General features: G+C 39.0%; 23 protein-coding genes and 1 pseudogene. 22 read left to right on the top strand and 2 right to left on the bottom strand.

Going from position 1 to position 25,360, the window contains the following annotated elements:
• The 7 genes and pseudogenes from AB1401_01690 to AB1401_01660 all read left to right on the top strand — a co-directional run bounded on the left by AB1401_01690 (nt 1) and on the right by AB1401_01660 (nt 6,489).
• Nucleotides 1–1,506 carry a UPF0489 family protein gene (locus AB1401_01690; protein MEW6614168.1) on the top strand — a complete coding sequence of 502 codons (1,506 nt, stop codon included), beginning with the start codon at nt 1–3 and terminating at the stop codon, nt 1,504–1,506.
• Nucleotides 1,503–1,796: a PqqD family protein gene (locus AB1401_01685; GenBank protein ID MEW6614167.1), complete on the top strand. Its 294-nt coding sequence runs from the start codon at nt 1,503–1,505 to the stop codon at nt 1,794–1,796. Before AB1401_01690 ends, AB1401_01685 begins: the two co-directional genes overlap by 4 nt.
• A complete protein-coding gene (locus AB1401_01680) occupies nt 1,793–2,929 on the top strand; it encodes a radical SAM protein (GenBank protein ID MEW6614166.1) in 1,137 nt (378 codons plus the stop codon). The genes AB1401_01685 and AB1401_01680 overlap by 4 nt, the downstream gene beginning before the upstream one ends.
• 125 nt (nt 2,930–3,054) lie before the next feature.
• Complete coding sequence (locus AB1401_01675; protein ID MEW6614165.1) at nt 3,055–3,900, top strand: hypothetical protein; 846 nt, start codon at nt 3,055–3,057, stop codon at nt 3,898–3,900.
• Between the two features lie 106 nt (nt 3,901–4,006).
• Nucleotides 4,007–4,231 (top strand): annotated as a pseudogene (locus tag AB1401_01670) (hypothetical protein).
• A 3-nt stretch (nt 4,232–4,234) separates the two neighbouring features.
• Nucleotides 4,235–5,098 carry a class I SAM-dependent methyltransferase gene (locus tag AB1401_01665; GenBank protein ID MEW6614164.1) on the top strand — a complete coding sequence of 288 codons (864 nt, stop codon included), beginning with the start codon at nt 4,235–4,237 and terminating at the stop codon, nt 5,096–5,098.
• A 185-nt stretch (nt 5,099–5,283) separates the two neighbouring features.
• Nucleotides 5,284–6,489, top strand: coding sequence for a nucleotidyltransferase family protein (locus tag AB1401_01660; GenBank protein MEW6614163.1), 1,206 nt, complete (start codon nt 5,284–5,286; stop codon nt 6,487–6,489).
• Nucleotides 6,490–6,508: 19 nt separating this feature from the next.
• On the opposite strand, the gene AB1401_01655 is transcribed toward AB1401_01660, so the two are convergent.
• Nucleotides 6,509–7,318: an ABC transporter permease gene (locus AB1401_01655; protein MEW6614162.1), complete on the bottom strand. Its 810-nt coding sequence runs from the start codon at nt 7,316–7,318 to the stop codon at nt 6,509–6,511.
• Nucleotides 7,319–7,320: 2 nt separating this feature from the next.
• Nucleotides 7,321–8,094: an ABC transporter ATP-binding protein gene (locus AB1401_01650; protein ID MEW6614161.1), complete on the bottom strand. Its 774-nt coding sequence runs from the start codon at nt 8,092–8,094 to the stop codon at nt 7,321–7,323.
• 321 nt (nt 8,095–8,415) lie between these two features.
• Here AB1401_01650 and AB1401_01645 point away from each other — a divergent pair, with 321 nt between their 5' ends.
• The 15 genes from AB1401_01645 (at nt 8,416) to AB1401_01575 (ending at nt 25,356) form a co-directional block, all read left to right on the top strand.
• Nucleotides 8,416–8,586 (top strand): hypothetical protein, encoded by a 171-nt coding sequence (locus AB1401_01645; protein MEW6614160.1) that lies wholly within the window; start codon nt 8,416–8,418, stop codon nt 8,584–8,586.
• A gap of 36 nt (nt 8,587–8,622) precedes the next feature.
• Complete coding sequence (locus tag AB1401_01640) at nt 8,623–9,792, top strand: polysaccharide biosynthesis/export family protein (protein ID MEW6614159.1); 1,170 nt, start codon at nt 8,623–8,625, stop codon at nt 9,790–9,792.
• A 54-nt stretch (nt 9,793–9,846) separates the two neighbouring features.
• Nucleotides 9,847–12,129: an AAA family ATPase gene (locus AB1401_01635; protein ID MEW6614158.1), complete on the top strand. Its 2,283-nt coding sequence runs from the start codon at nt 9,847–9,849 to the stop codon at nt 12,127–12,129.
• Nucleotides 12,130–12,162: 33 nt separating this feature from the next.
• Complete coding sequence (locus AB1401_01630) at nt 12,163–12,408, top strand: hypothetical protein (GenBank protein ID MEW6614157.1); 246 nt, start codon at nt 12,163–12,165, stop codon at nt 12,406–12,408.
• Between the two features lie 250 nt (nt 12,409–12,658).
• The gene (locus AB1401_01625; protein MEW6614156.1) at nt 12,659–14,044 is read left to right on the top strand and encodes an O-antigen ligase family protein; all 1,386 of its coding nucleotides are present in this window, start codon (nt 12,659–12,661) and stop codon (nt 14,042–14,044) included.
• A gap of 21 nt (nt 14,045–14,065) precedes the next feature.
• Complete coding sequence (locus AB1401_01620) at nt 14,066–15,739, top strand: glycosyltransferase (protein ID MEW6614155.1); 1,674 nt, start codon at nt 14,066–14,068, stop codon at nt 15,737–15,739.
• Between the two features lie 5 nt (nt 15,740–15,744).
• Nucleotides 15,745–16,794 (top strand): N-acetylneuraminate synthase family protein, encoded by a 1,050-nt coding sequence (locus AB1401_01615; protein MEW6614154.1) that lies wholly within the window; start codon nt 15,745–15,747, stop codon nt 16,792–16,794.
• A gap of 33 nt (nt 16,795–16,827) precedes the next feature.
• Nucleotides 16,828–18,339 carry an oligosaccharide flippase family protein gene (locus tag AB1401_01610; protein MEW6614153.1) on the top strand — a complete coding sequence of 504 codons (1,512 nt, stop codon included), beginning with the start codon at nt 16,828–16,830 and terminating at the stop codon, nt 18,337–18,339.
• Nucleotides 18,340–18,345: 6 nt separating this feature from the next.
• Nucleotides 18,346–19,677: a glycosyltransferase N-terminal domain-containing protein gene (locus AB1401_01605; GenBank protein MEW6614152.1), complete on the top strand. Its 1,332-nt coding sequence runs from the start codon at nt 18,346–18,348 to the stop codon at nt 19,675–19,677.
• A 38-nt stretch (nt 19,678–19,715) separates the two neighbouring features.
• Nucleotides 19,716–20,753 (top strand): class I SAM-dependent methyltransferase, encoded by a 1,038-nt coding sequence (locus tag AB1401_01600; GenBank protein MEW6614151.1) that lies wholly within the window; start codon nt 19,716–19,718, stop codon nt 20,751–20,753.
• Nucleotides 20,735–21,295: a methyltransferase domain-containing protein gene (locus AB1401_01595; GenBank protein ID MEW6614150.1), complete on the top strand. Its 561-nt coding sequence runs from the start codon at nt 20,735–20,737 to the stop codon at nt 21,293–21,295. Before AB1401_01600 ends, AB1401_01595 begins: the two co-directional genes overlap by 19 nt.
• 25 nt (nt 21,296–21,320) lie before the next feature.
• Nucleotides 21,321–22,553 (top strand): glycosyltransferase family 4 protein, encoded by a 1,233-nt coding sequence (locus AB1401_01590; GenBank protein MEW6614149.1) that lies wholly within the window; start codon nt 21,321–21,323, stop codon nt 22,551–22,553.
• Between the two features lie 8 nt (nt 22,554–22,561).
• Nucleotides 22,562–23,632: a GDP-mannose 4,6-dehydratase gene (locus AB1401_01585; GenBank protein MEW6614148.1), complete on the top strand. Its 1,071-nt coding sequence runs from the start codon at nt 22,562–22,564 to the stop codon at nt 23,630–23,632.
• Between the two features lie 57 nt (nt 23,633–23,689).
• Nucleotides 23,690–24,610, top strand: a complete 921-nt coding sequence (locus AB1401_01580; GenBank protein MEW6614147.1) for a glycosyltransferase family 2 protein — start codon at nt 23,690–23,692, stop codon at nt 24,608–24,610.
• Nucleotides 24,610–25,356: a class I SAM-dependent methyltransferase gene (locus AB1401_01575; GenBank protein MEW6614146.1), complete on the top strand. Its 747-nt coding sequence runs from the start codon at nt 24,610–24,612 to the stop codon at nt 25,354–25,356. The genes AB1401_01580 and AB1401_01575 overlap by 1 nt, the downstream gene beginning before the upstream one ends.
• The last annotated feature ends 4 nt before the right edge of the window (nt 25,357–25,360 follow it).

Genomic DNA, 25,360 nt, shown 5'->3' with positions numbered 1-25,360 from the left:
ATGAAGATTCCATCGGTTAAATCTGTTAACTGTGAAAATGTTGTATTACTAGAAAACCACAATGAGGTACTTCCTGTTTGGCAGAATGCCGGAGTTAAAGATAAAATTTTGGTTCACATTGATGCCCATATTGACTTTGGCTGGGTACCGGAAAAGGACTTAACCCAGATCCTTGAGGCAAAGAATAAAGATGAATTAAAAACACTCCTTGAGAGTCAAACCATCTGGAATCCGACCTCTAAAAAGAAAGAGAAAATGGTACATATCGGCAATTATATCTGTCCCGCCATGCAGCATGGTATCGTTCGCGAATTTTATTGGATCCTGCCAGACGGAAGTTTTTCTAATCACAAAACACGCAAAGCCATAGCAAACATATTTAAGAATCTTATTAAGATAAAATCTCACCAAGATAAAAAAATTGAACAGTCCAATAATTCTATATCCACTCAATTTTACAATAAGAAGGTTCAAGCATCCACCTTAGCCCATCTGCCCGAATTTGATGAGCCAGTGCTTTTAGATATTGATCTGGACTTCCTGGTAACGCCATCCATCGTGAATAGCCTTGCGCCTGATCGCAAACCCTGGCTTTGGCCTCAAGAATTGGTTGAAAGGTTAAACACGAAGCGGTTAAAGACAGAGATAGTAACTATTGCCTATTCGGTTGAGGGAGGCTTTACACCACTTAAATATAAATATCTGGGTGATGAGTTAAAATTACGTCTCCAGCAACCGTTATTAGACAGAACTCAGCAAGAAATTCTTACCGCTAAAAGGGAGGCTCTTCTCTACGAATTTCAGGACAAAAACCAGTCAGCGATAGCTCAATACGAAAGCGTATTAAGATTAACCTCAGAAGATCCTTCTATTTTTTATAATCTTTCACGACTCCATTACAATATCGGGCAATATGATCAGGCTACCCTTTACTACCAGAAATCAATCGCCCTGGATCAGAGCTATCGCACCCGGTATAATAATAATGGGCCAGTATACGAAGCACTTGGCAAATGGTTGACGGCTGAGCAAGAGTATCAGCGGGCATTGCAACTCGACCCAGAGAATCCTGATGCCTTCAGTGGATTAGGTAATGTCTATCTCCAACAAAAAGCGTGGCACAAGGCGATTGATAGTTATCAAAGGGCGATTGAATTGAGACCAGACTACGCCGCAGCCTATCTTGGATTAGGCTATGCTTATCTTAAAACCGGACAAATTGATCCCGCCCGTTTAGCCCTGGAGAAATCCATTGCCCTGGATTCAACCGATCCATTGGTCTATTATTTGCAGGGAATAGTCTTTGAGAAGAATGGAAAAGTCTCAGGGGCAATTGGGTATTATAAAAAGTCTATCCGACTTGGACTGTTGGATGTCAAAGTCCAGATTAGATTGGGGAAACTATACATGAGGAAAGGATTTTGGACGAAGGCATTCAGGCATTATCGAAGAGCCCTGAAAATATTTACTCAATCAATCCCCCTTTACCTTAGGAAAACAATATGAGACTAACACCCGAGGTTCGGCTCACTAAGAATCCGGATATTCAATGGAAGATGATTGAAGAGGAAGCAGTGCTGGTTGATCAGGATGAACTTCAGATTCTGCATCTGAACGAGGTTGCCACGGAGGTCTGGAACTTGATCGACGGTAAGAGAACTGTGAACGAAATCATCACCCAAATGCTCAGTGTTTTTGAGGTTAAGCGTAAGACCGCGGAGAAAGATATCCTTGACTTTTTACAGAAATTGATTAAGATAGAGGCTATAACTAATATTAAGGAAGTTATCTTATGACTATTTGCTCAATACCACAATTAAGTTACCAGGCATTTGGGCATCAAATTAGACCTAAGATATTTCAGTATCGGATACCTTATGGCGGGGCACTGGAGCTAACCTATCGGTGTAACCTGCATTGTGTTCACTGCTATTGTAATTTGCCGCCACATGACCGGTCAGCTAAAACCCAAGAACTTACCTATTCTGAGATCTGCCAGTGCCTGGATGAGATGGCTGATGCCGGTTGTCTCCGGTTATTAATCACCGGGGGAGAACCTCTTCTGCGGCCTGATTTCTGGGAAATTTACTCCTATGCCAAAGGCAGAGGGTTTATTATTGAACTCTTTACTAACGGCACCCTGATGACCTCCACATTGATAGAACAATTTGCTGAATACCCGCCTTGTGATATTGAAATAACCATTTATGGTCTGAGCGAAAAGACCCATGAAAGGATTACCCGATCTAAAGGTTCATTCAGAAAGACCCACTCGGCTATTAAGCACATCCTGGCGAAAAAGCTATCGCTGACCCTTAAAACCGTAGTTATGACCTTAAATAAAGACGAGTTTCTTGGTATCAAAAGGTTTGCGGAAACCTTAGGTGTCAGGTTCAGATTTGATCCCTTTATTAATCCCAGGCTGGACGGTTCTCCAGAACCTTCTCAATGGCGGTTATCACCCCAGGAGGTGATTGACTTTGACTTTGCAGATAAAAAGCGTGCTCAGCAATTAGAGGAGAACTTTAAAGAATTACAAGGTCTGCAAACAGATAGTCTTTATCTTTGTAGTGCTGGCTTAACTGGTTTTAACGTTAATCCCTACGGACAGGTCAGCCCCTGCACCATGACACAGAGTCAGGGCTATAATCTGAGAAGCATTGGTTTTTCTCAGGGCTGGCAAGAAATAATGCCTAAGCTGATTAACCAGAGGATGGACGCAGACTTCCCTTGCCGGAACTGCGAACTGGTTTATCTATGTGAGCAATGTCCAGGCTGGGCAGAACTGGAAAAAGGTAACCCGCAAAGAGTAGTCGATTTTCTCTGCCAGGTTACCCAGCTAAGGCAGAAGAATTTTGGTAGCAAGGAGGTGAAAAGGGATGGAAAAGAAAAAACGCCCATGGCAAAGACCACAGCTAAAACAGGTTAAATTAAACATCGACGAGGCAGTCCTGGGAATTTGTAAGGCTGGTCCTACAGACACTATTGGGAGGACTGGCAGAGCTTGCTCAACAAATGGATGTAGGACAACCTTAGGTTCTTAATTTGGAAGAAATGGAAAAGCTCGATGAGATAAGAATCTGTATTGGCGGGATTACTTTTTCGGTTCGTGCCCCGGGCTATGACCTCAGACACGACCATAATCGGCTGAGATATCAGCCTTTTCTGGTTTTTGCTGAGCCGGAGGTATTTGTCCAGCGCCATTTTGAGCCGTTCGCTTTGCCTCAGCAACAGTTAAAGATATATAATCCATTTCCTGATTGGACCATCTCTAAACTGGATGCCTCATATCTCTTCCATATCGGAGATGAAATGGCGCTATTCCCGGAGGATTTTACGCAGGCTGACATCTATAGCGATAAAGATGTGGTCGGATCAGGTTTTAGCAGTTTTGGTTACCCCTTTGACCAGTTTATGACTATTGCATTACTGAGTCAGCGCCAAGGAACATTGATTCATGCCTGCGGAGTCAGTGATTGCGGTCATGGGTTACTCTTCGCCGGCGTATCTGGAGCGGGAAAGAGTACTATAGCTGACTTCTGGAAAGACAAAAAGGATGCCACTATACTTAGCGATGACCGGGTAATTATCCGCAAGATTGATGGTCGCTTCTGGATGCACGGCACCCCCTGGCACGGAGATGCGGAACTATGTTCGCCGGAAAAGGCTCCTCTGGAAAGAATTTTCTTTCTTAACCATGCCCGTGAGAACAAGGTAGAAGGAATAAAATGGGTTGACGCTGCTTCAAAATTGCTGGTTTGCTCTTTCCCAACCTTATGGGACAAAAAAGGTATGGAATCTACTTTAGGATTTATTGATGAGTTGGTCAGAGAAGTTCCTTGTTGTAGACTCAATTTCCTCCCAGATAAAAGAATTGTAGACTTCGTAAGAGATATTTAGACAGGTGAAAAATCCAATCTTTTTAAACCATTCCAACTTATTGAAATTAAGCAGGGAATTACTTGAAAGGGATGTGTCTATCCGTTTTCAGGCAAGAGGCTTTAGTATGCGTCCCTTTATTCGGAATGGAGATTTTATTACGGTAAGTCCAGTTAAAAATCCCTCTCTCAAAATAGGGGATGTGGTATTTTACTCAACTTCTGAAAACAATGTAGCAGTACACCGCGTTATTAATAAATGCAGGGAAAATGGCAACATGAACTTGGTGATTAAGGGGGATGCTTCCTTTAGCTCCCCTGAAAAGGTTGATATGCAAAATGCGTTAGGCAAGGTAGTGGCAATTGAAAGGAATGGGCATAGGATAAAGACCGAAAGAGGGTTAGCCAGGCTGATCAATTTCATCTATTTTAGACTTTCGTTCATAATAAAAATCCCGATATTTCTAAGCAAGATCCCTAGTCTTTTTAATCCCAATTTATTTGTAAAAAAATCGGCGGATTCTCTCCATAGTGTGGCTGAAAAATATAATAGTGCAGAGGAAGTTGAATTTCACTCCCAGCTTATTTCAGAAGGGCTTGAGGAATGGGAGAGAAATATAATTGAAAGATACATGAAACCCAAAGCCAAACTCCTTGATGTGGGATGTGGTGCTGGAAGAGAGGCGATTGCCTTAGTTAAGATGGGTTTTGAAGTTATGGGCATTGATATCTCTCCTAATATGGTTGCTAAGGCTACAGAAAATGCCAAAAAGGAAGGGCTTAACATAAGCTTTAAAGTACAAAGTGTTACCGATATTGACTGCCCTGCAAAGTATTTTGATTATGTTCTATTTAGTAGAGAGGTCTATTCCTACATTCCAACTAAAAAACTTAGGATAGAAACGTTAAAAAAAATCAGAGATATTCTTAAACCCGATGGTATCCTTGTTTTTTCGGCTTATTATAAAGACAGAAGATTATTTTCAAGATTAAATATTATGGGTTTCTTCCGGAGAATTAGAAACTTCTTTTTAAAGGAAAAGTTTGACTCAGAGCCGGGTGATTTAATGGTTAGGTATGTTTCTTCAGTTAGCAATCCAAAGAAACTAAATTTTTGCCATTTCTTTTTTAGCTTCAAGGAAATTTTAGAAGAAGTCAGGATGGCAGGATTAAAGACAATGGAGGGGGAAAATAGTGGTGTTTGGGTCGTTAAACCATAAGCTGTCCTTATTCAAGTCTCCATACCTGCACTGGATGAGCAACTTGAAGAAGAAGCAAAAAGGATTTCAAGTCTCCGAATCATTTCAACGAAGCATATCCAATCTCAAGAAATTGAAGATACTGGGATGAGAAAAATTCATCGAGGCAAAGGAGAGAAGGTAACTGGAATGATTTGGGAGTCTGAATGACCTGGCTAACGGAAGATAAGTTGTTGCTCCTTTGCTGTCAGACAGAAATCAGCGGTAAGGATATAGATTGGTTAATTGAAATACAAAGAGATAAGATAGATTGGGATTATTTTCTAGAAAAGGCGAGAGGGGAGGGCATCTCGCCTTTGGTTTTTATTAGGCTTCCAAAGGTTCTCATAAATAAGAATTATACCCCCAAATATGTTACTGATGAACTAAGAAAAGATTATTATCTAAGTGCCAGTAAAAACACCTTAATTTTCAATGAATTAAGGAATATCCTTAAGGTACTCAATAAAGCAGGGCTTCGGGTAATAGTCCTCAAAGGAGCGGCATTAGCTGAAATGGCATATGGGAATCTGGCTTTAAGACCAATGTCCGATGTAGACCTGCTGGTAAAAAAAGAAGACCTTTTTAGCATAAATGAACATCTAGAAGGTATCGGATACTTTCCATCTGACCGATCCCTTGATGGTATTGATTTTACATCAACATATTTAACCACCCTTGATTATCGAAACGCTTCCACTAACTCTCCTTCGTTTCACATTCACTGGCATTTTGTCAATTCTACAATACCAAATGATTCATACATCAATAATATAAAAATGGAGGATATCTGGCAGGATGCACAAAAGGCAAGTGTTGCCAGTGTAGAAACGCTGGTCATGGCACCTCACCACCTTATTATCCACCTATCAGAACATGCCCTGAGGGTTACCCATTCTTTAAGTAAACTCAGTCTTTTATGTGATATTAATGAAGCCATAAATTCTTATCAGGATAGATTAGACTGGGATAGGCTGATTAAATACAGCCTTAAATTCAAACTGGATAGAATGGTTTATATAGCTCTTTACTTTGTCTCTGGATTTATCGCGTCAAAAATACCTGAAAGGGCATTGCTGGGACTGATGCCAAAACATTTCACCCTTGGCGAAAGGATATTTATAAATGCCATATCAAATAATGACCGACCTCCGGGCTTGAGCTATCTGGTTCATCTATCCATGAACAGGGGATTATTCAGGAAGGTGAGATTTGTCGGGAGGACATTTTTCCCTCCCCGTCACATAATAGCCCAGAGGAGATATATTCAACAATCAAGGATAAGCTATATGGATTATCTTCGCCGGGTAAATGAGGTGTTTTTGCATTGCTTCAGGATTGTGATCATTTTAGGGAAGAGCTTGGCTCCTTGACCCCTTGAATCCTTTGTTTTTAAAACTGACAAAAGCTTCCCTCTCGCTTTGCAACCCTCAATGCCAATTTGAAACATTTAAGGGAAATTGGAAATAGAATTATTGAAAAAAGCAAGAGTATTGACAAATCATACCAAACATCTCTAAGAGTTCCCTGTGCTAGAAGGACCTCTCGTAATGCCCTTAGAGAATAAGTGAGGGGAACAAAGGCTGAAAGCTTTTTAATCCATAGGGGTAAAATTGCGATAGGGAAAAAGGTCCCTGCCAGAAATTTTGATGCCCCATCGAAGAGAAAACCAACAGGGTCACCTCTTTTGAAGACAAGTATGAGGCTTGCCGATATAATTCCCAGTGAAATAAAAGGAACCAGAGACAGTACCAGAATAGCTGCAATGGCTGTAAGGTTGATAACCTTTAGCTTCATATGAAAAAGGAATACCCCCGCAAGAAGATAAAACGCCACCCTAAAAGAGGTAAAGATGAGGTTCCATATTGAGCCCCCTATCAGTATGGTAGAAATCCCGGTGGGTGTCATAATCAATGCCTCCATGGTACCCATACCCTGTTCAACACTAATTACTCCACCAAAATTACTCAGAGCTGAACCAAGATAGCTTGAGAAGGCAACCCCAATAATGACAAAAGAGAAATAATCACCGCCATACTGTTCAAGCAAGGGAACATAACTGTTTTTAAACAACTCCCCTATAAAGAAAAAGGTTAGCATGGCACCTATTATACCGACTGCATCCAGGAAAAAGCTAAACTTATAACTGGAGGCGGTCAGAAAGTCTCTTTTCAAAAAGACCCATAACTTTTCAAATACCAATTTTAACCCTCTCTCTTAGATGTAAATCGACTGTAGGTATCAAAGAGTGACCCTCCACCAACCTTTAACTCATTTACATCCCCATATGCCTTAACCAATCCTTTGTCCATAATAGCAATCCTGTTTCCCAACTCTTCCGCTTCCTGAATTAAATGGGTAGAGAAAATAACCGTCTTGTTTTCTTTCTCCACCAGCACTTCTTTAATAAATTTTCTAAACTTTGATGCTACCCCAGGGTCAAGGCTTTTCGTAGGTTCATCCATAAATATAACCTCTGAATTTGAAAGAAGACACCTTCCAAGTGCTAGTTTTTGTTTATTGCCGGTGGAATATTCATAGAATCTCTTATCTGGCTCATCAATCTCCAATAACCCTATGATAGCCTCTGATCTCCTTTGCACCTCACGTAAACTCAGGTTGTGCAGTACTCCGAAAAACTCCAGGTTTTCCCTTCCGGTAAGTCGCCAATAAAAACTTCTCTCTTCACCGATAACCAGCCCCACAAGAGATTTAATCTTGTCTTCATCTTTTACCACATCGTAACCATTTATCAGGGCAGTACCACTGGTAGGAGTAATTAGAGAGCACATAATCTTTATAAGGGTGGTTTTGCCTGCACCATTGGGACCCAGAATGGCAAATACCTCACCTTTTCTTACCTTTAAATTCAGTTGACATATTGCAGTCACGGTTTTAAGCCGCGGGGACCTACGACTGAATATATTCCTTGCTGGTCTAAATATCTTGGTCAGATTTATGGTTTCAACAGCATACATTCTTTTATGTTTAAAAGGGTTTTAGGATTCAAGGGTTCCCGCCTTTGGCGGGTTTTCTAACGATTTTATAAGGGCATTAAGCATTCCCCTTAAATCCTTGAATCCTTGCTCCCTTGAATCCTTATGATTTTACCAACTTTTTCGGAGATGATTCTTTTTTGAAAATATGGTTATATGATGATAGTAAATAGAAAATAGAAAATCAAGAAAATACGGTAGAAAAAAAAGCTTGACTTACGTAAAAATGTATTAAATAATATAAACATTTATAACTACGTGAAAAACAATATTTTTAATTTCCTATATTTGGAGAGGTTTTGTATGGCTAAACTCATTATAGATGTACCAGACAAACTTAAATATGACCTTAAATTGAAGGCAACGGAAAAAAACCAGACCATGAAAGGTGTGATTATCAACCTGATTGAGGAATGGCTAATAAAAAATGACTTGCAGCAGACGAAGCGTAAAAAGAAAAAAGCCAACCAGTGATTTTCGTTGTTCTTCTGAACGGGGGTTTATTAAAGAATGTTGTCGATTGAATGCCAAAAAAATAATAGAAGTGTTCTTAAAAAGACCATTTTTGTGATAGTCCTGCCATGTTTGTTCCTGTTTTTGGGATGCGCTGCTGCCCCAAAGCCTGTATCCTCAAGACAATTCACACCAGTGAGCAAGATAGAAGCAAAATCAGTTGATGCTGAAAAGGAAGAAAAGGAAAGAGAAAAAGAAATTCTTGAGATGAGCAAAATTACCAAAAACAAGGTTTTTACTGAAGAATTTGGGATATCAGAGTACATTATAGGTCCTGGAGATGTCTTGGAGATATCTCTATGGGAGGGAACCGAAGAGAAGAAACACACAATGACGGTACGTTCTGACGGAAATATATCTATATCATTTTTAGAGGATGTTAACGTTTCCGGACTTACTGCAAGACAGGTGGATAAAACCATTACCGAAAGGCTGGCAGACTTTGTTAAAAATCCGAGGGTAGATGTTTTAATAAAGGAATTTGTGAGCAAGAAGACACAGATACTCGGGGAGGTAAATATTATTCAGGGAACATCAACAACACAACCAATGCCATCAGGGCCGGGCAATTATCCTTTAAAAGGCAAGACGACAATTATTGATTTGCTTGTAACAGCAGGCGGAGCTAAAACTACTGCAGATTTAAAGAGGACGAGGTTAGTTAGAGGAGGGAAGACATACACTGTAAACTTATACAGAACTATGTTTCAGGGAGATACCAGTCAAAATATTATATTAGATGCAGGGGATATGATAATAATCCCTGAATATCCGACAACTCAGGACAAGGTCTTTGTGCTTGGAGAGGTTAAGTCACCAGGGGCATATTCATTCAAGCATGAAATAGACCTTGTAACTGCTTTATCGCTTGCAGGGGGATATACCTATGATGCCAAAGAAAAAAATATACTGGTAATAAGAGGATATCCAGCTAAAACCAATGTGCTCGTTGCAAACCTGAAAGACTTTCTTAAGCAAGGTGATTTCAGTCAAAACATATCCCTCCAAAGTGGCGATGTCGTCTATGTCCCCCGAAGTGTAATCGGGGATATACACTACTATGTTTCCAGGTTAACCCCCATGCTGGATTTTGCTTTGTATCCTGCTACATACAGAGACGCTTACACCACAGGAGGAGGATTGCGCATAAATACAGGTGCTCCTTAATAATGGTAAGCATTTTAAAAACAATATGCAATTTTTTATTTGTGGAGTTAAAAATTGGCACAGTATGATTTAACGTTAAGGGATTACTGGCGTATATTACGTAAAAGAAAGATAATTGTCATCTTTGCTACCATCCTCATGGGAGTTTTCAGCACCCTTTTTGCCATTCTCCAAACTCCTGTCCCTTTATATGAGGCTTCTTCAAGCGTAAAAATAGAGCGAAGTTCAACCCTCACCGGCTTGTATGTTGAGAGCCTGTCATGGAGTCCGGCAGATACATTAGAGACGCAGGCAATAATCATAAAAAGTTACCCTGTAATAGAGGAAGTGGCTAAAAAGTTGGGTTTTTTAGACAGTAGCCTGACTTCGGATGAAATTCGTAGAAACACTAAACACCTTAACGTTGTTTTGAAACTTAAAGAGCAGGTAGAAACCAAGCGTGAAGGGTTCACAAACTTAATTAATATTATAGCAACTTCAGAAAACCCTAAACTAGCTCAAAAACTGGCAAATACTGTTGCGGAAGTTTACAAAGATCAGAATACCAAGGAAAGAAACAAGCGTATTATTGAAGGAAGGGTTTTTATAGAGCAGCAATTAGGGTTAGCAAAGGAAAACCTGAAAGAAGCAGAGGAAAAAGTAAAAGACTATAGAGAAGAAAATAAATTTATCTCGATAGACAGCGAAACCGGAATTACTTTAGATCAGCTAACCAAAATAGAAACAGAACATGAAAGCCTAAAGCGGACCATAGAGGAAATTGACTCAATCTTGAAACGCCTTAAGAAGGAAGAGGCAATACCGGAAAAAGATATAAAAGGCATATATGCCGACAAAGTGGGGCCTATATTTGCCCGTTTAAACAGCCAACTTGTTGATCTTACTTTGGAAAGAGACACCCTCCTGCTTAACTTTACTAAAAACCATCCCAGGCTAAAGGAAGTAAAAACCAAAATTAGCGAGACAATTCAAAACATGATCGCTGAGCTTTCAGATCAAAAGAAAACCCTTGAAGGACGTAGTGCCAATCTGGCGAGGGATCTTGATCGGCTTCGCAGTAAATTCAGGGCCCTTCCAGAAAAAGGATTAATACTTGCCAGGCTGGAGCACGATTTAACAGTCAGGTCCCAGACCTTTTCTCTTTTAGAATCAAAATATCAGGAGGCTTTGATAAAAGAGGCTGAAAAGGTAGAAGAGGTAAGTATAGTAAAGCCGGCTATAGAACCGATAAGCCCTGTCAATCCACCACATGTTTATACAACCTCCTTTATAGGTGTTATTATCGGGCTAATAATTGGTTTAATAATGGCATTTGTATTTGAAACCCTCGATACATCCATAGGTACAATAGAGGATGTAGAGAAATTCCTTGGAGTGCCTGTACTGGGTGTAATCCCCCATGTTGGATATGAAGATATAAAGAATATTCTATCGGAGGGATATCCTGAACAAATTGATGAAGATATCATCCGCAGGAATGCACGTTTAATTACTCATTTTGCTCCTAAATCGACATTAGCCGAAAGTTATAAGAAATTAAGGACAAATGTCCATTTTATGAGAATGGAAAAGGATATTAAAACAATACTATATACCAGTTCTTCCCCTTTAGAAGGTAAGACTACTACTGTGATTAATCTGGCTATTGTTATGGCTCAGACAGGAGAGAGAGTACTTTTAATAGAATCTGATTTAAGAAAGCCAATGGTCTCCAAGCTTTTCGGGATAGATAAAGTACCAGGTCTGTCAGATGTTATCCTGGGCAACTATGAATGGAGGGATGCAGTCAGGACAATAACTGATTTTGTTACTGGAGATATGAAAATAGATGATATAATGAAGACTCCAGGTATTGATAACCTTAACATAATGACTTCTGGAACTATAAGTCCAAACCCCTCTGAGATACTGAATTCACAACGCATGGAAGATTTTATCTCTCAGGTGAGAGAAGAATACGATGTTGTTCTTTTTGACTCAAGTCCTGCTCTCGCCGCTGCAGATGCTTCTATTCTGGCGTCAAAACTGGATGGAGCAATTCTGGTATATCATGTAGGGAAGATAGCCCGAGGAGGCTTAAAACGTGCCAAGGTTCAATTAGAGAACGTTAAAGCAAACGTAATGGGAGTTGTATTGAATAAGCTTCAGGCAGAAATAAGCCCTGATTATACAGAATTTAAATATGACCGTTACTATGCCTATGGAGAGGAGAAAAAAACTCCTTCAAAGCCAAAGAGGTGGTATAGCTTAAAGAATACCTATCACAAAGTACTTGGAACTCAGACAGAGACCAAAGATATAAAAACCATCACAAAAGAAAGAAACAGAGAGGAATAATCACTATACAACTCTTGCAGGGAGTAAATAGAATTGGTTAAAAAGAGAAGAAAAAGCAAAACCAGAAAGAAGAAAGAGATAAAATTCCTGATTCTAGTCACCCTTATATGTTTTTTGCTGGCAGTAGTTGTATCTTTCATAACCGGGAGAGTTCCTGTTTTACTGGACAGGGTCATAAAGAAAAGCATTGAAGGCGAGATTACAAAAAAGGTTGAAGAGACCAAAAAGGGGCTTTCCGGTTCCGATATGGAGAGGCTTAAAAAAGAATATAAGAAATAAGGGTAAAAGTAATGGTTGAAGGTTTATGTCTCTACCGCCAGTACTATACAACCCAACACTCATAGAGCCATGTGTTATTATACCCAGGGTCTGGCAAAAGTCATATCAGTTGTGTCTGGATATTTATAACTTATAAAATCATTGTAAAACAAACAGTCAAACCCTTGACCCCTTGAATCCTCGAATCCTTTTTACAAACTGAACCTGTTATTATTCATTAAATTTCCCGGTTTATACAGGGAGTCCATTCATGCCTAATCTGTTAAAGAGGTTTAACAATAAAACCATACTGTTATTTTCCGGGGTTCTTTTAATCGCCTTATTTCTTAGTTTTGGCTTAACTTATGTTAAGCCCACTATAGCGCTGGCAGTTCTGGGTGGAATATCGATTTTTATCATCAGCTTCGTAAGTACTGAGGCAGCTCTGTATATACTTATCTTTTCTATGCTGCTAGGACCTGAGTTTATTGTTGGGGAAATTGCTGGAAAAAGCGCTGTAGAACGAGGGGTAACGCTGCGTCTGGATGATTTTCTACTGGTGTTAATCGGTTTCAGTTGGTTTGCTAAGAGTGCTATATACAAAGAGCTGGGGCTTTTTTTAAAAACGCCTTTAAATAAACCGATATTTTATTACATAGCAGCAATGGCTCTTTCAACTGCATTCGGCATTATGTTCGGACGAGTCCAAATCAAAACAGGATTCTTCTTTGTCCTTAAATATATCGAGTATTTCGTCGTATATTTCATGGTACTAAACAATATAAGAGATAGAAAACAGATAAAATATTGGATAATAGCCATAATGTTTACCTGTGCGGTTGTCGGTATAATCGGAATCTACCAGATACCTGGAGGAGATAGGGTAACCGCACCCTTTGAAGGAGAAGTAGGTGAACCAAATACCCTTGCCGGGTACCTGCTCCTCATCTTATCTATAGTAGCCGGGTTAATTCTCACCACGGAATCCAGGAGGAATAAGGTTCTTCTTGGTGTATTGGCTCTTTTAATAATCATCCCTTTTCTGGCTACCCAATCAAGAGGTTCATACGTGGCAATAGTCCCTATGTGTTTTGCATTTCTCATGTTGAGTGAAAAGAAGGCGGGCATCGCAATATTAATGGCTATTTTAATAATCCTGGGGCCATTTCTTATTCCCTCTTTCGTTAAAAAAAGGGTTATATACACGTATACTCAACCAACAGAGGCTGGCCAAATAAAAGTTGGTGGGATTAAACTCGATACATCTACTTCTGCCCGTGTTTATGCCTGGAAAAACGTAATCACCAAACAATGGGTAAAACATCCTATATTAGGCTATGGAATTGGTGGGCATTCTTTTTTTGATGCTCAGTATCCCCGTGTTTTGGTTGAAACCGGTATTTTGGGTATGGCAGCATTTTTATGGTTGATATATTCACTGCTTACCAATGTCCTTGAGACATATCGAAAGTCAAAAGATAGGTTTTACAAGGGATTGGCTTTAGGATTTCTTGCTGGTCTGGTAGCCATGTTAACACATGCAATTTCTGCTAACACCTTTATTATTGTCCGCATTATGGAGCCTTTCTGGTTTTTAGCCGGCATAGTGGTTATGCTGCCAGTCATAGAGATGCGAGAGCGACAGGAAAGTGTATAGAGTGGCAGTTTGGAGAAATTTTTGAGTACTATTAACAAAAAACCTATAGTTCCCATAAAAGAAAAAATCATTGCCATAATACCTGCCAGAGGTGGTTCCAAGGGTATATTTCGTAAAAATATCAGATTACTAGCAGGCAAACCCTTGATTACCTATATATTGGAGACTGTAAGACGTTCAAAGTATCTCCAGAGAATAATTGTTTCCACCGAAGATCGTGAAATCGCGGAAATAGCGAAGAGATTCGGAGCTGAAGTGCTGATAAGGCCAAAAAAACTATCTGGAGATGATATCCCCTTAGACCCGGTCATCTATGATGTCTTACAGAAACTGAAAAAGAAGGGTTATTCCCCGACTATTGTAGTGACGTTGCAGCCTACATCTCCTACTTTGAAGGCAGAAACTTTGGATCAGGCGATCGAAAAGCTGATTGAGGAAAAACTGGACACTGTGATTTCTGTGAAGGATGCCACTCATCTTTACTGGATAGAGAGTGGGGGCAAATTTACTCCCCTTTATAAAGAAAGGAAAAACAGGCAACTTTTGCCAAAAATCTTAAAAGAAACTGGGAGCATCTTAGCCAGCAGATGGGAGGTAATAAATGAAAATAACAGGATCGGGAGAAACATATCCTTTATCTTCCTGTCTACAGAGGAAGCCATAGATATTGATTCGCCTATGGACTGGTGGCTGACTGAAAAGATTCTGAACCGAAGAAGGATTGTATTCCGGGTTGACGGATACAGGAAAATAGGCTTGGGGCATATCTATCGGGCGTTGACCTTGGCTCAAAGGATTATGGATCACCAGGTCATTTTTTTAATGGACAGCCGTTATCCCCTCGGTATTTCAATTGTTAAGCAAAGTCATCAGGAGATTGTCACTTTCAAAGGAGATTCCATTCCTGTAATTGAGACCTTGAATTCGGATATTCTGATCAATGATATATTGGATACGGATGTCCAATACATGCAAGCCCTGAAAAGAATGGGGAAGTTCGTGATCAATTTTGAAGACCTCGGAGAAGGTGCACAGTATGCAAACCTTGTCATCAATGCCCTTTATGAAAGCCCTGTGCCCTATACCAATCATCTCTGGGGACCCGATTATGTATGCCTTCGAGATGAATTCTATTCAATAAAAAAAGAAAAATTACGCCCAGAGGTTAAAAGCATTCTTATAACCTTTGGAGGTGTCGATGAGGGGAACCTCACGTGCAAGGTTTTATCAGCATTGCACAAGTGTAAAGCTGATTTCAAGGTAACAGTAATTTTGGGATTGGGTTATATCCATGATTCCTCATTAAACCAATTTCTTGAAAAAAGTAAGGTAAATTGCCAAATCAAGAGAAACGTTAAATATATCAGCAAATATATGGCAAAGGCAGATCTAGTATATACATCCTGCGGCCGCACAGTCTACGAGGTGGCAGCCGTTGGAACACCTTGCATTGCACTTGCCCAGAATGAAAGGGAGATGGGGCACTTATACGCTAACATTAACAACGGTGTTATTAATTTAGGGCTGGGTAAAATGGTAGAGGAGAGAAAGATTATAGAAGTGACGGAAGAATTGATCAATAAACCCCATCTCAGGCTGGAGATGCAAAAGAAGATGCAGCGCCATGACTTTAAGTCAGGGATTGATAGAGTATTAGAAGCTATATTTCACCATTATAATGAATTCAGGAAGTAGTTATTATGGTTAATTCCATGTTATGGAAACAGGCCGTTACCCGACAAACCCCTTTTCTTATCGCTGAAATTGGTGTCAATCATGAAAACGATATAAAAATAGCAAAAAAAATGATCGATGAAGCTAAGAAAGCAGGCGCGGATGCAGTAAAGTTTCAGACTTACAAGGCTGAAAAACTGGCTGTCAAGAATAGCCCGGCATATTGGGATCGGACAAAAGAAAAAACAGACTCTCAATATCAATTATTTAAGAAGTATGATAAGTTCGGTGAAAAAGAGTTCATATTGTTAGCCGATTATTGCAAGAAAAAAGGCATCATTTTTCTATCCACACCTTTTGATTTTGCAGCGGTAGATTTTCTGGATAGGCTGGTTCCTTTTTTCAAGATCTCATCATCAGATATTACCAATATCCCTTTTATCCGGTATATCGCTCGGAAAAGAAAACCCATTATCCTGTCTACTGGCGCTGCGACCATAGCGGAGATTGACGAAGCAGTCAGTACTATCAGGGAGAAAGGCAATAAGGTTGCCTTGCTGCATTGTATATTAGACTATCCCACTCAATTTGAAAATGCCAATCTCAACATGATCAAGCATATGAAGAATATCTATCCGGACCTGCCCGTTGGGTATTCCGATCATACTGTTCCCGATGATAATATGTTGGTTCTTACTATGGCTTTTTTGTCAGGGGCTCAGATTATCGAAAAACATTTCACTCTTGATAAATCCCTTCCAGGGAACGACCACTATCATGCCATGGATCCAGATGATATTAAAATTTTTAAGAACAACCTGGATCTGATCTTGACAATTGGCGGCGAATACTACAAGAAGCCTCTGGTTTGTGAAAGGGTCTCAAGGAAAAATGCCAGGCGCAGTCTTGTTGCCAATACCGCCATAAGAAAAGGAGAGATCATTACAACCGAGATGTTGACTATGAAACGTCCTGGAACCGGTATTTCCCCAAGGTTTTTCGACCAGGTGGTCGGACGAAGGGCAGATAGATACATTGCGGAAGATGAGATCATAACATGGAGAATGTTGATCTGATCCTACTGACTTTAACCAGCCATGGAAAAGTATATGCCCCAGGAAGATTTCCACGACAGTACCAAAGACCAGATCATAAAGGATTCTTCTAAATTCATTACCAGCGTCTATTTAGGAAATATTACAGGAATCATTACTGGCATCGTTACGCTTAAATTCTTGGGGCCAGCCCTCATGGGGGTCTGGAGTTACATCCAGGTAATACAATATTATTTTAATCTTAGCAATTTGGGAATTCTTTCCGCTGCTGAAAGAGAACTCCCTTATTATTTCGGGAAAAAGGACATTGCAAAATCAGAGAAGATCAAAAACAATGCGTTTGCCTTTACTTTTATTCTCTCCCTCCTTATTTTTTTCGGTCTTGTAGCTTATGCCTTCGGAGTCAGACATAGGGTTTCAACACCTTATTTCTATGGTTTGCTGACAGTAGCTATTTTAGCCTTTGGAGCGCAATATGGTCTTTTCTATACTGTATTGTTAAGAGCAAATAAAAACTTTTCCATCCTGAGTCAGGCAAAAGTGATCTTTGCTCTAACATGGCTTGTATTGACTTTATCCCTGGTTATCCCTTTCAATATTTACGGTATTTATCTGGTCGCTATTGGGGTGATGATTATTGACATTTCTTTCTGTTACTATAAAACCAGATACTCCTTCAATTTTGAGCTGGATTTTAGCGAACTGAAAAGGCTTTTTTTAATAGGTGCCCCTCTGATCCTCTTATCCATTGGGATTATCTCTATAAAAAACGTTGATAAAATTTTTATTGCAAATATGCTAGGGTCTAAGTACTTGGGTTATTATTCCGTAGCAATTATGGCAAGTGACTATATTTTTAGTATCCCTGCTACTTTCTCGATTGTTATGTTCCCCAGATTTCAGGAGAGCTACGCATTGAAAGACAATATTGCAGATATACAAAACTTTGTAAACACTCCCACCCAGATTCTATCTTATTTCATTGCCATAATAATTGGTTTTGCCTTTTTAACTTTACCACCTGTAATTATGGTAATCTTGCCTCAATATATTGAAGGGATTATGTCAATAAAAATCCTTCTGTTGGGTACCTTCTTTATATCTCTGACCCATCCATCCAATCAATTCCTAATCACCCTGAATAAACAGGTTTATATTATTCCGCTGGTATTTTTTGCGGTTGCTATCGCTGGTCTTTTAGACTACTTATTTATCAAATGGGGTTACGGAATTAATGGGGTTGCCCTTGGTACAGGAATAGCGAATTTTTTATATTATCTTCTCATTCTTGGATATGCAATGCTTCATTATGCCAATGTAAAACTTATCCTCAAGTTTATGGCCGGGAACTTATTTCCGTTGCTTTTGATTACCGGCTTTCTCCTGGGTATCACTCGGTTCGTACCCTTAAATCCAAATTCCTGGCTTTCTTTATTTATCAGTACCATGTTTAGCCTACTGCTCTTTGGCATTCTCTGCCTCCCTTTACTCTGGTATATTGATCGAAAGACAGACGTGTTGAAAAGGATATTTAAAATAATCCGTGAAAAGATGGCACATCAATAAGAGGCTATGGGGAATAGAATCAATGCGATATATCAGCAAATCAAATATCTGATAAGTATCCTTTTTTTTCTGCCAAATACCTTCTTCAAAAGGGTGGTGTTTGGAAATGATCCTGTCTGGAAAGCATTTTTTTTTCAAAGCTGGGGAAGATTTCCTGAAGATTTCGAAGAAATGCTGCGATCCCGGGAATCAATCTGGATTAATACGGAGGCAGGAGGTGAAATAACCCAGGTTTTTTCACTGTGCAGGATACTCAAGGAGCAGTCCCCTGAATACAATTTGTTAATTTCCACTCATAAATATGATGCTTACCTATTGGCTCAGAAGATTGATGGGGTAGACTATGTTTTTTTCTCCCCCTGGGATATTACCTGGGTAGTGAGAAAAGTATTGAGAAAAATAAAACCCAGGCTCCTGATGGCTATCGAAATTGCCACTGCACCGGTTTTGTTCAGAGAAGCTCATCTCCTTGGAATAAAGACTTTTCTCTGTAGTGCTTTTATGAGCAAGAATCTGGGGAAAAACAGGATTCTCAAAAGGGCAATGTCCTTGGAATTTTATAAACACTTCGATTTTATTGCTGTAAAGGATAAAATTGACAAACGAGGTTTTGAAAAACTAGGCTGCACTGCGGATTCTGTCAGAATTCTGGGAAACCTGAAATACGATACAACTAAATTGAAAGCATCAGGTAAATCCAGGGCAGAATGGTTAAAAGAGCTGGGTCTAGAGACAGAGAACAAGGTATTACTGGGTGGCAGCATCCATCCTGGGGAGGAAAAATTTCTCATAGATGCCTATGCCCTTTTGAGAAAACAAGACCCCCAATTCAGGTTAATCATTGCCCCCCGTTTTACCCAATTCATCAGTCAGGTAGAAATCTACTTGAATGCACTGGGGCTTCATTTTATCAAAAGAACCGATATTAAAAAAGGTATGGATATTGGAGAAAAAGTCATTATTTTAGATACGTTTGGTGAATTAGCATATCTTTACGCTGTGGCTTCCTACGTTTTGATCGGGTCAAGCATTATTCCCGCCGACCCTCTGGGCGGTCACAATATTATTGAGCCTATGATTCATGAAGCTCCAATTTTTCATGGCCCACACATGTTAAAAGCTCAGGAAGTTGTAGATGAACTCAAAAGCTGCTGGCAAGGATTGGAAATACGGTCTTCCGAGGAGCTGGCTGAAAATATCCTATTTCTGGAAGAAAATAAAGTGTTAAAAGATAAAATCCAGGAGAAGATGAGAGAGATAGTAAACAGGCATAAGGATAGCGCTGAAAGGCATGTTATGGCTATTAAGAAATACCTCTCAAATACACAAACGGATTGAGATTGTTATTTTATCCGCTTTGAGGACTTATATAAACTATGTCTATGTATACATACAGTGAAGCCAGGTTATGCCCTGTATGCGATTCTGAAAATAGGCGCTTAAGATATACTTATCAGTATTTGAATCTTGTCCGGTTGGAGATTACGAAATGTCTGTCATGTGGGACATATTATGTTCCCCGGCCTTTAGCAGAGGAGTTTCTGGCAAAGTATTACGAAGCCTATTATAAAATTGATGGACCATTGCAGGGTAATCCCCTTATTATTGCTCGGGATACCATTTCAGCAGAAAAAAGGCGTAATACATTTTTAGCCAATCTCCCTCCTGCGTTTAATCATTGGGGGACATGGCTTGATGTGGGTTGTGGTTCTGGTGCAATGCTAAAGAATATGGGGAATTTATTTGAGCACTCTATTGGGATTGAGCCTTCAGAGGCTTCTGTCAAGTTTGCGACTTCAACCTTAGGTTTAAAGGTCAAACATGGATTTCTGCTGGAGGGTTCCTTCCCGCATGCCAGTTTTGACCTCATCACTTTTTTTGATGTCTTAGAACATGTAATAAATCCAAAACATTTGCTTCTGGTTGCATCCAGGCTACTAAAGCCAGAGGGATGGGTTCTCATTACCACTGTAAATATGCATTCATTTTACAGAACAATCTCAGGTAAATACTGGCGATTTTTTACACCATTACAACATTTAACGTATTTCCATTCAGATGCATTAATAATGGTACTAGAATCCTGTAGTTTTCACAATTTCACGGTATATTCCTCTACAAGAGAGGATATTCATCCTGCAGTTCCGCTCATTAATATCCTAAAAGCTAAGGCTATTTACAATGAAATTCATTCCATAGAAGAAGCTCGCCTGGCACACGTACTTGGCAAATCCGAAGGTGAGATATTAATTCAGCAAACTCCTTTTAATCAAAAAATTAACAATGCCCGAAGTCGTTCCTTTTACAAAATGATTATTGGGGTAATTGCATCCCCGATTGAACAACTTGTGGGAGTAGTAACAAATTTGATTGGCAGGACAGATGGACTATGGGTATGGGCTCAAAAAAAATGAAACTGAATCTGGGATGTGGAAAAGATATAATAGGTGAGTACATTAACTTAGACGTCATATATGTAAAAGGCGTTGATGTAATATGCAACCTGAACTGCTTTCCTTATCCTTTTAAAAATGATGTATTCGATGAAATATATTGTAACAATATATTAGAACATCTGAATGATGTTGCAAAAGTGATGGAAGAGCTGCATCGTATTGGTAAATCAAAGGGTAGGGTAGTTATAAGGGCCCCCCATTTTACTTCACAATATGCTTTTGCAGACCCAACTCATAAGCACTACTTTACTTATGAATCATTTGATTATTTTGTATCGGCGAACGAAATGACATCGGAATTCCCGGATTGGTATTCGTATTCCTATAGGAAATTTAAGATGCTGAGCAAAAAGATTATTTTTTCCAAGGGATTACTACTTCCCTGGAATTATATGTTTGAGTGGTTGTTTAATAAGATGCCAAAATACTATGAGGGAACTTTTTTGCGGATGTTTCCTGCTGAACAAATGATTATTGTTTTAGAAGTAGTAAAAAGATAAAAACCCGGTTATGGTTTGAAACCAGATGAACATTTGTATTTTTTCTGTAGTAACATACTGGCATGGGGCTCACGGTGGAATGGAAGTCCATGGAAAACTCCTCAGCGAAGGGCTCGTCAAAAAAGGTCATGAGGTAACTGTAATATCCACCAGACATCCGGAAGGTAAAGAATATGAAGAGAGGGAAGGGGTCAAACTGTATTATCTAAAGAATACGACTATTGGCTCTCAAAGGAAGGGATGGGGAAAGGAAAGCCTTAAAAAGTTTTTGGAACTGGATAAAAAGGGCCGTTTTGACCTTGTTTATTGTCAGCAGCCGATTGTCCCTGTGAGATTAATCAAGGATAGGAAGAAAAAAATCCCGTCAGTAGTAATCATGCAAGGACACGAGGGTGTTATGCTCCTTTCTGAACTCAGACAAACTCTAAGCCACAAAAAGGGGTTCATCCAGCTTTTTAAACATCTTTCATCCTTTCTATATTATCACTTTGTAAGGGAAGAACCCTTCTTAATTAAATGCAATGCTATTATTGCAGCCAGCGATGAGGTTGCCAGTTCCATTAAGAGATGGTTCTTTGTCAATGATAAAAAGATTTATACCGTCTATAATGGGGTGGACATAAATCTCTTCCGACCATCCGATACAGAAAGGATGGAAATTAGAAATGCTTACAATATTGGTGGTGACGAGAAGCTGATATTATTCTATAGCTTTGTAACAAAACAAAAGGGGTTGCATCTCCTGATAAAAGCTTTGCCTGAGATATCCAAAAAGATAGACAGATTGAAATTAATGGTGGTAGGGGAGGGCGATTATTTTAAAGAAGCTAAAGAACTGGTAGAGAAGTTAGAAGTTGATAAATATGTGGTCTTTGCCGGGTATATTCCGCATCAACACACCCCCAAATACATTAATGCCTCTGATCTGTTTGTTTTACCTACCATACGTCAGGAAGGGTTACCGTTTGTCTTGCTTGAGGTGATGTCCTGCCAAAAACCCGTAATCAGTTCTCGTATAGGAGGGATACTTTCAGTTATCGACGACGGAGTTGACGGCATATTGATGACACCTGGCAATATTAGGGAGTTAGCAGAGAAAACAATCTATTTATTGGAGAATAAGAGTCTTTCTGATGGAATTGCAAAGAACGCTCGGCAAAAAGTAATTGAAAAGTTTAGCTTAGACAAAATGATAGAAGATACAATCAAAATCTTTGAAATAGCTATAAAAAAAGGAAACTCTAACAGGGAAAAATAAACTCCTATATGCCTGAGCAAAACTATAGATTAGGAAATATTATGTTATCTGATGACTATAATGAAGAGATAAGTTTTATACCAATCGAGACGAAGAAGTTTTTTAAAAATAAAAAGATTTTAATAACAGGTGGGCTGGGAATGATAGGAAGCAACCTTTCCCGAATCTTAGTAATAATGGGGGCTGAAGTCACTATTTTAGATGCCATGTTGCCCTTATATGGCGGTAATATTTTTAATATTTCTGGTATAGAGGATAGTATCAAGCTTGTAGCAGGGGATATTCGAGACCAAAACTTATTAGAAAAGCTTATAACTGAGATGGATATTATCTTCCATCTTGCTGCGCAAGTAAGTTATATTGATAGCATGTCAGACCCACTACTGGATTTAGATATAAATTGCAGGGGGTCACTGATGTTATTGGAATGTTGCAGACATTTAAATCCGAAAGTGAAGGTTGTATTTGCAGGCTCTCGTATGGAATATGGTCGAGTTATTTATAATCCTGTGGATGAAGGTCATCCAACTGAACCATTAATGATATATGGAGTACATAAATTAACTGCAGAAAAATATCATATAATGTATTTTCATGATTACGGGATTGCTACAACAGTATTTAGGATTACCAATCCTTATGGACCGAGACAGCAGATGAAGCATAGTAAATACGGTATTGTAAATTGGTTTATAAGGATGGCAATGACAGACCAGGTTATCAAAATCTTCGGTGACGGGCAGCAGATACGGGATTATGTTTATATCATGGATATAGTAAATGCTTTATTAATGGCTGGTGCAACCTCCTGTGCTGATGGTGAGGTTTTTAATGTAGGTAGTGGTAAAGGAATACGCTTTAAAGAAATGGTTGAAGAGGTGATAAAAGTTGTAGGTAAAGGTACTGTGGAAGCAGTACCGTGGCCGGATAACTATCAAAATATAGAAACCGGCAATTTTGTTGCTAATGTGGACAAAATTTATAGATTATTAGGTTGGAAAGCAAGATATGATTTGACCACTGGTATCCAAAAAACATTCGAATATTATAAGGCTTATAGAGAAAATTACTGGACATAAATCGACATAAAGGACAGATGGAATAAAACTAAATGAATATTTACTCGGGAGCTTTCAATGAATGAAGATTACCCTTTTACATCTATTTTCATTCCAACAATGAATCGTAAGAGCGATCTTCTCGAATGCCTCGCATCTTTGCAAAAAATTGATTACCCAAAGAACAGGATGGAATTATTAATATGGGATAATGGTTCAAGTGATGGCTCTGCTGAGGCAGTTAAGCTAAAATTTAAAGAGATGTATCGAGAAGGTTGGGCAAACTTACAGTTAATAGAAAGCAATATCAACTTAGGATCATATGTACCGTACAATAGGTTTCTGTTAAAAACAAATGATAAAAGCCAATACATTTTTGGCCTGGATGATGATGTTGTCGTTTCAGAAAATTGTTTAAAAAATCTGCTTAAGGTTTTTAAGTTGGAAACCTCTGCTGCAGTTGTAGGTGCAAAAATAATTCATTATGATAATCCTTCGAAAATTGCTGAAAGCGCAGGTTTTATTAACTGGTGGTTTGGGAAATTCAAACCTCTGCAATCTTATGAAAAACTGGTTGAATGTGATTATGTTATTGGGTGTGGCTGGTTAATAAACAGAGAAGTATTGAATGAAGTGGGTGGTTTTGATGAAGATTATTTTTTGTTTCATTGGGAAATGGATTTTTGCAGTGGAGTTCAAAAACATGGCTATAAAATATTTTACCAACCTGAGGCAATAATCAGACATAAAATACCTCCAAAGGCTAAAAGAGACGGGCTTTATCTTCTCTATAGAAACAAACTGATTCTAATTAAGAAAAACGCTACTTTTTTACAGAAGCTTACTTCTCTAACCCTATATTCCTTCCTCTGGCCGCCTAAGATCATTCTGGATTCTCTGGTTGTCAATAAAGGGATAAACGCAAAAGAGGTCAAGATAATACTGAAGGCAGTCTATCATGGAATTATTGGTAAAACAGTGAAAGAAGATACACTATAATGTTGAGGTTACTTAAATCCATATTTTATAATTTCTTTCCTTCTGCCCACATAAGTACGTTTATCCGCTTTCTTTATCTGAAAAGATTTCTTAAAAATAAATCCTTCTCAAAAATCCTTGATGCCGGATGTGGTCCCGGCTTATTCACTTTCTTTTTAGCCAAGAGATTCCCACAGGCTCAGGTCATTGGTTGTGATATCTCTAGAGATGATATCGAGTTTTGTAATCGAGAAAAGATAAACAGAAAAATTGATAACGTTAGTTTTGTATGTTGCGATCTTTTCGAATTAAAGGAGAATGAAGAATATGACCTTATTTATTCAATAGATGTTCTAGAACATATCTCATGGAACCAAAAGGTTATGGAAAACATTTACCACGCCCTACAGAGTGAAGGGATATTTTATTTAGCCATGCCAAGCGAGAAAGACCATCGTTATCTCCTTCCCGAAAGGTTTTTCCGAAAATATATAGAGTGGTCAATTAGGGAACATACAGGAGACCAGTATGAACTTGGTGAACTATGTTTTATACTAAAGGAGATAGGATTCAAAATAATTCTCGCAAAATACGCATTTGGCATTTGGGGCAAGCTAGCCTGGGAACTGGACATGCTGATGGAAAGACACCGAAACTTAAAGCGCCTCTCTATGCCCCTCCTCTTATTTTTGTGTTTTCTAGATACTCTATGGAAAAACAAAGAAGGCTCCTATGCCTTGTTGATCATTGCCAGGAAAGCTGACTAACCAA

The sequence above is a fragment of the Thermodesulfobacteriota bacterium genome (assembly GCA_040757775.1).
GTDB lineage: Bacteria > Desulfobacterota > UBA8473 > UBA8473 > UBA8473 > UBA8473.
Note: the sequence above shows the minus strand (reverse complement) of the source record. Positions and strands in the feature narration are given on the sequence as shown.

What these genes read in the sequence shown, in the direction of transcription:
- AB1401_01645 (MEW6614160.1), top strand. Translation starts at nt 8,416, where the DNA reads ATGGCTAAACTCATTATAGATGTACCAGACAAACTTAAATATGACCTT.
- AB1401_01690 (MEW6614168.1), top strand. Translation starts at nt 1, where the DNA reads ATGAAGATTCCATCGGTTAAATCTGTTAACTGTGAAAATGTTGTATTA.
- AB1401_01640 (MEW6614159.1), top strand. Translation starts at nt 8,623, where the DNA reads ATGTTGTCGATTGAATGCCAAAAAAATAATAGAAGTGTTCTTAAAAAG.
- AB1401_01680 (MEW6614166.1), top strand. Translation starts at nt 1,793, where the DNA reads ATGACTATTTGCTCAATACCACAATTAAGTTACCAGGCATTTGGGCAT.
- AB1401_01575 (MEW6614146.1), top strand. Translation starts at nt 24,610, where the DNA reads ATGTTGAGGTTACTTAAATCCATATTTTATAATTTCTTTCCTTCTGCC.
- AB1401_01595 (MEW6614150.1), top strand. Translation starts at nt 20,735, where the DNA reads ATGGGCTCAAAAAAAATGAAACTGAATCTGGGATGTGGAAAAGATATA.
- AB1401_01685 (MEW6614167.1), top strand. Translation starts at nt 1,503, where the DNA reads ATGAGACTAACACCCGAGGTTCGGCTCACTAAGAATCCGGATATTCAA.
- AB1401_01610 (MEW6614153.1), top strand. Translation starts at nt 16,828, where the DNA reads ATGCCCCAGGAAGATTTCCACGACAGTACCAAAGACCAGATCATAAAG.
- AB1401_01660 (MEW6614163.1), top strand. Translation starts at nt 5,284, where the DNA reads ATGACCTGGCTAACGGAAGATAAGTTGTTGCTCCTTTGCTGTCAGACA.
- AB1401_01590 (MEW6614149.1), top strand. Translation starts at nt 21,321, where the DNA reads ATGAACATTTGTATTTTTTCTGTAGTAACATACTGGCATGGGGCTCAC.
- AB1401_01650 (MEW6614161.1), bottom strand. Translation starts at nt 8,094, where the DNA reads ATGTATGCTGTTGAAACCATAAATCTGACCAAGATATTTAGACCAGCA.
- AB1401_01580 (MEW6614147.1), top strand. Translation starts at nt 23,690, where the DNA reads ATGAATGAAGATTACCCTTTTACATCTATTTTCATTCCAACAATGAAT.
- AB1401_01605 (MEW6614152.1), top strand. Translation starts at nt 18,346, where the DNA reads ATGGGGAATAGAATCAATGCGATATATCAGCAAATCAAATATCTGATA.
- AB1401_01675 (MEW6614165.1), top strand. Translation starts at nt 3,055, where the DNA reads ATGGAAAAGCTCGATGAGATAAGAATCTGTATTGGCGGGATTACTTTT.
- AB1401_01615 (MEW6614154.1), top strand. Translation starts at nt 15,745, where the DNA reads ATGGTTAATTCCATGTTATGGAAACAGGCCGTTACCCGACAAACCCCT.
- AB1401_01600 (MEW6614151.1), top strand. Translation starts at nt 19,716, where the DNA reads ATGTCTATGTATACATACAGTGAAGCCAGGTTATGCCCTGTATGCGAT.
- AB1401_01625 (MEW6614156.1), top strand. Translation starts at nt 12,659, where the DNA reads ATGCCTAATCTGTTAAAGAGGTTTAACAATAAAACCATACTGTTATTT.
- AB1401_01585 (MEW6614148.1), top strand. Translation starts at nt 22,562, where the DNA reads ATGCCTGAGCAAAACTATAGATTAGGAAATATTATGTTATCTGATGAC.